Annotated in this window: 11 protein-coding genes and 1 pseudogene; 8 read left to right on the plus strand and 4 right to left on the minus strand. The window is 64.3% G+C overall.

Annotation, left to right across the window (positions count from 1 at the left end; genetic code table 11):
* Positions 1–42 precede the first annotated feature (42 nt).
* Both E5675_RS02205 and E5675_RS02210 read right to left on the minus strand, forming a co-directional pair.
* A complete protein-coding gene (locus E5675_RS02205) occupies positions 43–387 on the minus strand; it encodes a GIY-YIG nuclease family protein (RefSeq protein ID WP_136173143.1) in 345 nt (114 codons plus the stop codon).
* Positions 388–486: 99 nt separating this feature from the next.
* Positions 487–1,191 (minus strand): NAD-dependent deacylase, encoded by a 705-nt coding sequence (locus E5675_RS02210; protein ID WP_136173144.1) that lies wholly within the window; start codon positions 1,189–1,191, stop codon positions 487–489.
* 128 nt (positions 1,192–1,319) lie between these two features.
* Here E5675_RS02210 and dapB point away from each other — a divergent pair, with 128 nt between their 5' ends.
* The 5 genes and pseudogenes from dapB (at position 1,320) to nth (ending at position 4,476) form a co-directional block, all read left to right on the plus strand.
* Positions 1,320–2,045, plus strand: coding sequence for a 4-hydroxy-tetrahydrodipicolinate reductase (dapB, locus tag E5675_RS02215; protein WP_136173145.1), 726 nt, complete (start codon positions 1,320–1,322; stop codon positions 2,043–2,045).
* Positions 2,042–2,731, plus strand: a complete 690-nt coding sequence (locus E5675_RS02220; RefSeq protein WP_210727592.1) for a winged helix-turn-helix domain-containing protein — start codon at positions 2,042–2,044, stop codon at positions 2,729–2,731. Before dapB ends, E5675_RS02220 begins: the two co-directional genes overlap by 4 nt.
* Positions 2,732–2,790: 59 nt before the next feature.
* Positions 2,791–3,572: pseudogene (locus E5675_RS02225) on the plus strand (IS5 family transposase).
* On the plus strand, positions 3,556–3,798 hold the full coding sequence (locus E5675_RS21955) for a restriction endonuclease (protein WP_210727593.1): 243 nt from the start codon (positions 3,556–3,558) through the stop codon (positions 3,796–3,798). Before E5675_RS02225 ends, E5675_RS21955 begins: the two are co-directional and overlap by 17 nt.
* A 6-nt stretch (positions 3,799–3,804) precedes the next feature.
* Positions 3,805–4,476, plus strand: a complete 672-nt coding sequence (gene nth, locus E5675_RS02235; protein ID WP_136173146.1) for an endonuclease III — start codon at positions 3,805–3,807, stop codon at positions 4,474–4,476.
* 3 nt (positions 4,477–4,479) lie between these two features.
* Here nth and bdcA read toward each other — a convergent pair whose 3' ends face one another.
* The gene (gene bdcA, locus E5675_RS02240) at positions 4,480–5,193 is read right to left on the minus strand and encodes an SDR family oxidoreductase (RefSeq protein WP_136173147.1); all 714 of its coding nucleotides are present in this window, start codon (positions 5,191–5,193) and stop codon (positions 4,480–4,482) included.
* 76 nt (positions 5,194–5,269) lie between these two features.
* Between bdcA and E5675_RS02245 the strand changes: the two genes are divergently transcribed.
* On the plus strand, positions 5,270–5,860 hold the full coding sequence (locus tag E5675_RS02245) for a TetR/AcrR family transcriptional regulator (protein WP_168707778.1): 591 nt from the start codon (positions 5,270–5,272) through the stop codon (positions 5,858–5,860).
* A gap of 67 nt (positions 5,861–5,927) precedes the next feature.
* Positions 5,928–7,301 carry a M20/M25/M40 family metallo-hydrolase gene (locus E5675_RS02250; protein WP_136173149.1) on the plus strand — a complete coding sequence of 458 codons (1,374 nt, stop codon included), beginning with the start codon at positions 5,928–5,930 and terminating at the stop codon, positions 7,299–7,301.
* 79 nt (positions 7,302–7,380) lie between these two features.
* On the opposite strand, the gene E5675_RS02255 is transcribed toward E5675_RS02250, so the two are convergent.
* Positions 7,381–7,974 carry a TetR family transcriptional regulator C-terminal domain-containing protein gene (locus E5675_RS02255; RefSeq protein ID WP_247594747.1) on the minus strand — a complete coding sequence of 198 codons (594 nt, stop codon included), beginning with the start codon at positions 7,972–7,974 and terminating at the stop codon, positions 7,381–7,383.
* A gap of 33 nt (positions 7,975–8,007) precedes the next feature.
* On the opposite strand from E5675_RS02255, the gene E5675_RS02260 reads away from it, so the two are divergent.
* The gene (locus tag E5675_RS02260; RefSeq protein ID WP_136173151.1) at positions 8,008–9,180 is read left to right on the plus strand and encodes an aromatic ring-hydroxylating dioxygenase subunit alpha; all 1,173 of its coding nucleotides are present in this window, start codon (positions 8,008–8,010) and stop codon (positions 9,178–9,180) included.
* Positions 9,181–9,189: the final 9 nt, after the last annotated feature.

The raw sequence follows: 9,189 nt of genomic DNA on the forward strand, positions 1-9,189 counted from the left end.
CGGCTTCGGGTGGAGAACTGTCGTTGCTCTCCTCCACTTCCGTCATCCCGGGCTTGACCCGGGACCCGCCTTCCTTCTTGCCAAGGGCAAAGGTTCGAACCCGAAATCCTCGGCGAGATCGCGCCATGTCGGGTTCATCGCGTTGATCAGTTCGTATTTCCATGCACGCAGCCACCGCTTGATGCGTTTCTCTCGAAGGATTGCCGTATCCATCATCTCGTGGCGTTCGAACCAGACGAGGCGCTTGATTCCATAGTCCTTCGTGTAGCCGCCGAATGTCCCTTCACGATGTTGATGGATCCGCTGGACAAGGTTCGAGGTGACCCCGGTGTAGAATGTCCCATGCGACGAACGCGCAAGAATATAGACGCAGGGATAACGTTCCATAGCGCCAGAAAAGACAAGGCAGGCCCCGGGTCAAGCCCGGGGTGACGAGAAGTGCAACGTCCGCAACTGTCCGCAAGCTGCCGCATCACACCAAGCAACTCACCCGCCCAGCATCGCCTCCACCCACGCCGGGACCAGCGCCGTCGCCGGGCCGTGCCGCGCCTCGTCGAACCAGTGGCTGCCCTGGCTCGGCTCCATATTGAGCTCGAGCGTCCGCGCCCCCGCCGCCCTTGCCTCGCGCACGAAACCCGCGGCGGGATAGACCGCGCCCGAGGTGCCGATCGACACGAACAGGTCGGCGCGATTGAGCGCGTGATAGATTTCGTCCATCCGGTATGGCATCTCGCCGAACCAGACGATGTCGGGGCGAAGGCTGCCCGCGGCGCCGCACGCGGGGCAGCCGGGGCGGTCCAGCAGCGGCCCCGTCCACGGGCTGCGCACGTCGCACCCGGTGCACCAGGCGTTCAGATGCTCGCCGTGCATGTGGAGTAGCCGCTTCGCCCCCGCGCGTTCGTGCAGATCGTCGACATTCTGCGTGACGATCAGGAGTTCGCCCGGCCATTCGGCGTCGAGCCGCGCCAGCGCCCGGTGCGCCGCATTGGGCTCCTTGGTCTGGATCGCCTCGCGCCGCATGTCGTAGAATCGCAGCACCAGGTCGGGGTCGCGCGCAAAGGCTTCAGGAGTCGCGACATCCTCGACGCGGTGCCGTTCCCACAATCCGCCGGCGTCGCGAAACGTGTCGATGCCGCTTTCGGCGGACACGCCCGCGCCGGTCAGGATGACGATATTCTGGATAGGGTCCATACGCCCTCTCTATCCGCTCGTGTCGAGCGAAGTCGAGACACCCGTCGAAATGGCGCGCGGCGAGGGGCATCTCGACTTCGCTCGATGCGAACGGCTAAGGGGGGGAAGCGAAGGATAGGGGACGCAACATGACCAGCATCGGCATTATCGGCAGCGAAGGGCGGATGGGCGTCGCGCTCGCCGCCGCGATCTCCGAGGCGGGGCAGCGCAGCTGCGGCGTCGACAGGGGCGGCAATGTCGCGAAGCTCGCAGCGGGGGCGGACGTTCTCGTCGATTTCTCCTCGCCCGCCGCGCTCGAAGCGACGCTCGACGCCTGCGTCGCGGCAAAGAAGCCGATCGTCGTCGGGACGACGGGGCTCGAAGAGCGCCACCATTATCTGATCGACGATGCGGCGAGGGACATCGCCGTGCTCCAGACCGGCAACACTTCGCTCGGCGTCACCCTGCTCGCGCATCTGGTGCGCGAGGCGGCGGCGCGGCTCGACCGCGAATATGATATCGAGATCGTCGAGATGCACCACCGGAACAAGGTCGACGCGCCGAGCGGCACCGCGCTGCTGCTGGGGCAGGCGGCGGCCGAGGGGCGTGGGATCAGCCTTGCGACCTGCTCCGAACGCGGCCGCGACGGCCTCACCGGCGCGCGCGGGCATGGCAAGATCGGCTTCGCGAGCCTGCGCGGCGGCACCGTCGCGGGCGACCATGACGTGATTTTCGCGGGGCCCGAGGAAATGATCACGCTGTCGCATCGCGCCGAAAACCGCATGATCTTCGCGCGCGGCGCGGTGCGCGCGGCGCTGTGGCTGATCCGCCAGAAACCCGGCCGCTACACGATGCCGCAGGTGCTGGGGCTATGATGAAAATGGAGAGGCGATTCCAGATTGAGGTCGACGGTTTGCCGGATTTGCCGGGGATGATGCTGGTCACCGTCGAGGCGCTGAGGGATTTGGGTGGATCAGCTACGATTCAAGAGCTTGATGAACGGGTCATCGAATTGGAAGGGGTGTCCGAGGAAGAACAATCATTCTCCATGCCGCGTGACGAAAATCGCCCAAGAGTGAACTACTACCTCGCTTGGGCAAGGACCTATTTGAAACGGGGCGGCGCGTTAGAGAACTCTGCGAGAGCGGTTTGGGCGCTGACCGAAGCAGGATCGACTATTTCCTCGATCGAGGAAACGCGCGCAATCTATGAACTCGTAACTTTAGAAGAGCGAGCCCGCGCCAAAGCCAAGCGCAGCGCGGCTAAGTTGGCCGGTGTTGAGGCTGTAGAGGCTCCGGAGTCAGAGCCAGACAACGCAGAAGATTGGAAATCTCAGCTTCTGGCAGTGCTTGTTTCCATGGCACCCGATGCGTTTGAGCGACTCTCGCAACGCTTACTTCGCGAGGCTGGATTTACGAAGGTCGAAGTCAGAGGGAAATCAGGAGATGGCGGTATAGACGGTCTTGGAGTGTTGCGAGTGAATCTTGTTTCATTCCAAGTTTATTTCCAATGCAAACGATGGAAAGGCAGCGTCGGATCAAAGGAGATTAGGCCGTGTTGACAAAAGGGATTCCCAAATCCTCCTCCTTCTGATTCAAGACTGCTTTTTGAGGATCAGTCATGGGTCGCGGGGATTTGTCGGATGCGGAGTGGGACCTGATTGGGCCGCTGCTGCCGCCTGAACGTGGTCGCTGGGCGCGGCCGTCGGGCGATAATCGTCGCTTTCTCAACGGCATGCTTCACGTGCTGCGGGTCGGCTGCCCTTGGCGCGACATGCACGAGCGCTACGGCAAGTGGAACTCGGTCTATGTCCGCTTCCGGCGCTGGGCCGAACAGGGTGTCTGGGATGCCCTGCTGCAAACGCTGGTCGATCTGGGTCTGACCGACGACTGGCAACATATGATCGACAGCACCAGCGTTCGCGGCCATGTTTCGGCAGCGGGCGGAAAAGGGGGGCTTGTGCGAACGCTCTTGGTCGATCACGCGGCGGCTTTACGAGCAAAATCCACGCCCGCTGCGACAATCAAGGACTGCCTGTCGGCTTCATCCTGACCGGCGGCGAGGCTTCTGATTACACCGCTGCCGAACCGCTGATGGCGATCCCCGTCGCCACACCCAAGGCGCTGCTCGCGGACAAGGGCTATGATGGTGATCGCTTCCGGGAAAGCCTGCTGACCCGGGGCATCCTGCCGATCATCCCGCCCCGCTCGAACCGCAAGGTGCCAGAGCATCCCGACTATCGCCGTTACAAGGACCGCAACCGCGTCGAGCGCATGTTCGGAAAGCTCAAACAGCAACGACGCATCGCCACTCGATATGACAAAACCCTTCTCTCGTTCGAGAGCTTCCTAAACCTCGCCGCCACGCGGCTATGGCTGAAGTCTTTTGTCAACGCGGCCTAGGGACTTTAGGGGCGCGTTACAGGGTCGAGCGGACAAGGGGCTTTTCATAACGACCGGCCATTTCACCAGCCAAGCATCCGACGAAGCCACACGCGACGGAGCAATCGCGATCGATTTGATTGATGGAGATCGCCTTTGCGATCTTCTGAAAGAGAATAAGCTGGGCGTCGAAACGGAGATGATCGAAAGAGTCAAAATCGATCCGGATTGGTTCGGCGGTATTTGACCTCAAATGAAAAAGGCCGATATTTTCGAATTCTACCGCCGTCTCGCCGAGCTCAACCCCAGTCCCGAGACCGAGCTGGAGTTTGGGAATACCTATCAGCTGCTCGTCGCGGTCGTGCTCTCGGCGCAGGCGACCGACGTCGGGGTGAACAAGGCGACGCGGAAACTGTTTCGGGAGGTGAAGAGTCCGCAGCAGATGGTCGATCTCGGCGAAGAGGGGCTCAAGCAGCACATCAAGACGATCGGGCTGTTCAACGCGAAGGCGAAAAATGTCATCGCGCTCAGCGAAATCCTCCTCCGCGATTTTGATGGTGAGGTACCCGCCGACCGCGACACGCTCGTCGAGCTGCCCGGCGTCGGGCGCAAGACCGCCAATGTCGTGATGAACTGCGCCTTCGGAGCTGAAACCTTCGCGGTCGACACTCATATCTTTCGCGTCGGCAACCGCACCGGCCTCGCCCCCGGCAAAACCCCGCTCGCGGTCGAAAAGAAGCTCGACAAGGAAACGCCCGCGCCTTTCCGCGTCGGCGCGCATCACTGGCTGATTCTCCACGGCCGCTACATCTGCAAGGCGCGCACCCCCGAATGCTGGCGCTGCCCGGTCGCCGACCTCTGCCGTTACAAGCCCAAGACGCCCGCGCCCAAGGGCCGGGGACGCGCCGAAGCCGCCCCCGGCTAACCGTCAGGCGCCGAACGCCCCGTCGATCGTGTGCATCGCACCGGTGACGAAACCCGCTTCGGGACCCGCCAGCCAGGCGACCATGCCCGCGACCTCTTCGGGCCGCCCGTGGCGCTTGATCGCCATGAAGCTGTGCATCAGTTCGCGCATCGGGCCGTCCTCGGGGTTCGCGTCGGTGTCGATCGGGCCCGGTTGCACGATGTTGATCGTAATCCCGCGCGGCCCGAAATCGCGCGCCAGCCCGCGCGCCATGCCCTGCAGCGCCGATTTGCTCAGCGCATAGGATGCCATGCCGGGGACGGGCATGCGGTCGCCGTTGACCGATCCGATGACGATGATACGGCCGCCGTCGGGCATCTGCCGCGCCGCCTCGACCGACGCATGATAGGGGGCGGTGACATTGACGCGGATCAACCGGTCGACGTCGTCGGGGTCGAGGTCGAGTGCATCGCCGAACAGCGCAAAGCCCGCATTGACGACGAGAATGTCGAGCGGGCCGCTCTCGCGCACGCGCGCGATCACCGCATCGCGGTCGCTGCTGTCGGTCGGCACCGCGCTCGTTCCGGTCTCGGCCGCGAGCTGTTCGGCCGCCTCGCGCGAGCCATTATAGGTGAAGACGACCTTCGCGCCGTCGGCGGCGAAGCGGCGCACGATCGCCGCGCCGATCCCGCGGCTGCCGCCGAGGACGAGAACGGATTTTCCTTGGAATGCGGACATAGGGAGATTCCTTGCTAATTAATGTAGGGAGCACTACATAAAATCGCGAAAGCCATCTTCAAGGTATTTTGTAATAGTGACTACAAATAAATCCAGAACTCGCGGCCGCCCGCGCCGTTTCGATCCCGAAGCGGCGGTTGCGACCGCGCAGCGGCTCTTTCACGCGCGCGGCTATGACGCGGTCAGCGTCGCGGACGTTACCGATGCGCTCGGCATCAATCCGCCCAGCTTCTATGCCGCCTTCGGCAGCAAGGCCGGCCTTTACCAGCGCGTGCTCGATCACTGGACCGATACCGAAGCGATCCCGCTCGCCGACATATTGCGCGCCGATGTCCCCGTTTCCACTGCCCTCGCGGCGATGCTCGAGGACGCCGCGCGCCGCTATGCGTCCGGTCCGGCCGCGGGCGGCTGCCTCGTGCTCGAAGGCACGCGCTGCAACGACGACGGCGCGCGCGAAGCTGCGCGGGTGCTCAATCTGGGTGCCGAAGCCTTTATTCGCGACTATGTCGCGGCCCGCCATCCCGATGCCGCCGACGAGGTCACCGATTTCGTCAGCACGACGATGTCGGGGCTGTCGGCAAAGGCGCGTAGCGGGCACGACCTGCCTCGTCTGCTCGCTACCGCTCGCCTCGCCGGCCGCGTCCTCGCGCAAATCCTTCCTGCATGAACGACGCTTCGGCTGCGACGCCGATGCCCCCTTGCGAAGCCGCGCGGACGCGGCATAGTCCGTTTCCATGCGCAACCTTACCGCTCCGCTCGCTCTCGCTGCCGCCTTGCTCGCCGCCGCGCCCGTCCACGCCAAGCCCGCCGATCCTGCGGTGGCGAAAAAGATACTAAAGGACAGCGTCGCGATCCCGACCGTCGAGGGCCGCGGCAAGGTGCCCGAACTCGCCGCCTATTATGCCGGGGTGCTCAAGGCGGCGGGTTATGCCGACAGCGACATCGAAATCACCCCGATGGGCGAAACCGCGACCTTCGCCGCGACGCTCCACGGCACGACGAAGGAAAAACCGATCGTGCTGCTCGGTCATATGGACGTCGTCGAGGCCGATCCCAAGGACTGGACGCGCGACCCCTTCGTGCCGGTCGAGGAAAATGGCTATATTTTCGGGCGCGGGTCGGAAGACAACAAGTTCGACATTTCGATGATGGTCGCGACGATGGCGCAGCTCAAAAAGGACGGGTTCAAGCCGAAGCGGTCGATCATCCTGCTTTTGTCGGGCGACGAGGAAACCTCAATGACGACGACGCGCGCGCTCGCGGCCAAATATAAGAACGCCGAATTCGCGTTGAACGGCGATGGCGGCGGCGGGCTGATCGCCGAGGACGGCAAGCCGCAATATTACGCCCTGCAGGCGGGCGAAAAAACCTATGCCGATTTCACGCTCGAAGTCACCAACCCCGGCGGCCACAGCTCGCGCCCGTCGGACGTCAATGCGATCGTCCAGCTCGCGAATGCGCTCGCCAAGGTCGGCGCCTATCGCTTCGCGCCGCAGCAGAACGAGCTGACCAAGGTCGGTATGCCGATCGTCGCCGAGCAGGTCGGCGGCGAGATCGGCGCGGCGTTGAAGGCGTTCGCCGCCAACCCGGCCGATGCAAAAGCGATCGCGACGATCCGCGCCGAGCCCGAATATGTCGGCCAGATCGGCACGACCTGCGTGCCGACTCTGGTCAAGGGCGGCCATGCCGAAAATGCGCTGCCCCAGCGCGCGACCGCGAACATCAACTGCCGCATCTTTCCCGGCGTGCCGGTCGAAACCGTGCGCGCCGAGCTCGAAAAGGTGATCGCCGACCCCGCGGTCAAGGTGAACACCGATCCCGACGCCAGCGCCAGCGATGCCTCGCCGCTGCGCCCCGATGTGATGGCGGCGGTGAAAAAGGCGGTGCACGCCCGCGCGTCCGGCCTGCCGATCATCCCGTCGATGAGCGCGGGGGCGACCGATAGCTATCATTTCCGCGCGCAGGGCGTGCCGAGCTACGGCGTCGCGGGGCTCTTCTCGAAAGCGAGCGACAGCTTCGCCCACGGCCTCAACGAGCGCGTCCCCGTCGACGCGATCGCCCCCGCGCTCGCGCATTGGGACAGCCTGCTGCGCGATTTGTCGAAGTGACTCCTTCTCCGCTTGGGGGAGAAGGATACGCAGCCTTGCCGCGAAGCGGCTAGGCGAAGTTGGATGAGGGTGAGGGCGGTTAGGGCAGCAACGCCCCCACCGCCCTTTCGACCATCTGCACCGCCGCCTCGGCGCCGAAACTTTCAGGGTCGAGCGACAATTCGAGCCACAGCCCATCGACCATCGCGGTGAGCATGATCGCGAGCCGCCCGGCGTCGGCTGCTCCGCAAAGGGCAAGCAGTTCGCCGAGCCGCGCGCGATAGCCCGCGTAACTTTCCGCATGGATTTCGGCCATGCGCGCGTCGCTGCGCGCTAACGCCCAGAAGGCGGTCCATGCGCCGAGCAGCTCGGGGTCGGTCACCGGCGGGCGGAAGCTCGCGGTCAGATAGGCGGTCAGCCGCGCGCGGGGATCGGCCCCGGCCGCGTCCTCCGACGCCGCGAAAATCGCGTCCATCCGGTCGCTCGTCGCCTGATAGGTCGCGGCGACCAGATCGTCGATGCCGCCGAAATAATGGCGCAGCAGACCCGGCGACACCCCCGCCTTTGCGCAGATCGCGCGCACGTTCGTTCCCGCAAGGCCATGTTCCGCGAGCACCGCAGCAGTCGCTTCGATCAGGTCCGCCCGGCGGGCATCGGCGCTTTCGCGCGTAAAGGCTTGGCGAGCGGCGGTCATATTGTTATACATATGTATAACAAGGATCCGACCATGGCAACGCTACGCGACACCTTCGACAACTTCCAGAACATCGACCCCCTCGACGGCTGGTCGCTCCCGGCGTGGACCTACAGCGACCCCGACTTCCACGCCGCAGAGATGGCGCGCATCTTCCGCCCGAGCTGGCAGGTCGTCTGCCACGACAGCGACATCCCGAATGCGGGCGACTGGCACAGCATCGACTATTGCGGCGAGAGCGTCATCCTCGTCCGCGGTACCGACCGCATCGTCCGCGCCTTTACCAACGTCTGCCGCCACCGCGGTTCGCGCCTCGTCGACGGTGCGGCGGGCTGCGCGAAAAAGCTCGTCTGTCCCTATCACGCGTGGACCTACGAGCTCGACGGCCGGCTGACCGGCGTGCCCGATTCGGCAAGCTACCCGACACTCGACAAGGGCAAGGCGGGGCTCGTTCCGGTCGGGCTCGAACAATGGCGCGGTTTCTGGTTCGTCCGGCTCGACGACGACGGCGGTCCGTCGGTCACATCGATGATGGCGCCCTATGAGGCAATGATCGAGCCTTATCGCTTCGAGGAACTCGGTGCGCTCGGCCGCGTCACGCTTCGCCCGCGCGAGGTGAACTGGAAGAATGTCGGCGACAATTATTCGGACGGTCTCCACATTCCAGTCGCGCATCCGGGCCTGACGCGCCTGTTCGGCAAAAGCTATGGTGTCGAGGCCGAGGAGCGCGTCGATCGCATGTGGGGCGATTTGAGCGACCGGCCGTCGGCGAACTGGTCCGAACGAATGTACCAGCGGCTGCTGCCTCCGGTGCCGCACCTGCCGGAAGCGAACCAGCGCCATTGGCTCTATTTCAAGCTCTGGCCGAACGTCGCCTTCGACATCTATCCCGACCAGGTCGATTTCATGCAGTGGCTGCCGACCGGCCCGACGAGCTGCCTGATCCGCGAGATCAGCTATGTCCTCCCCGATGCGCGCCGCGAGATGAAGGCGGCGCGCTACCTCAACTGGCGTATCAACCGCCAGGTCAATGCCGAGGATACGGCGCTGATCACGCGCGTCCAGCAGGGCATGGCGTCGAAGACATTCTCGATGGGTCCGCTCAGCGACAAGGAAGTGTGCCTCAAGCATTTCTGTTCGCGGATGCGCGACCTGATCCCCGAAGCACGACAGGAGCACGCCCCGCCGCCGGGGTGGAGCCGCTAACCGCTTGGT

The organism is Sphingopyxis sp. PAMC25046, assembly GCF_004795895.1.
In the GTDB taxonomy this organism is placed as follows: Bacteria; Pseudomonadota; Alphaproteobacteria; order Sphingomonadales; family Sphingomonadaceae; genus Sphingopyxis.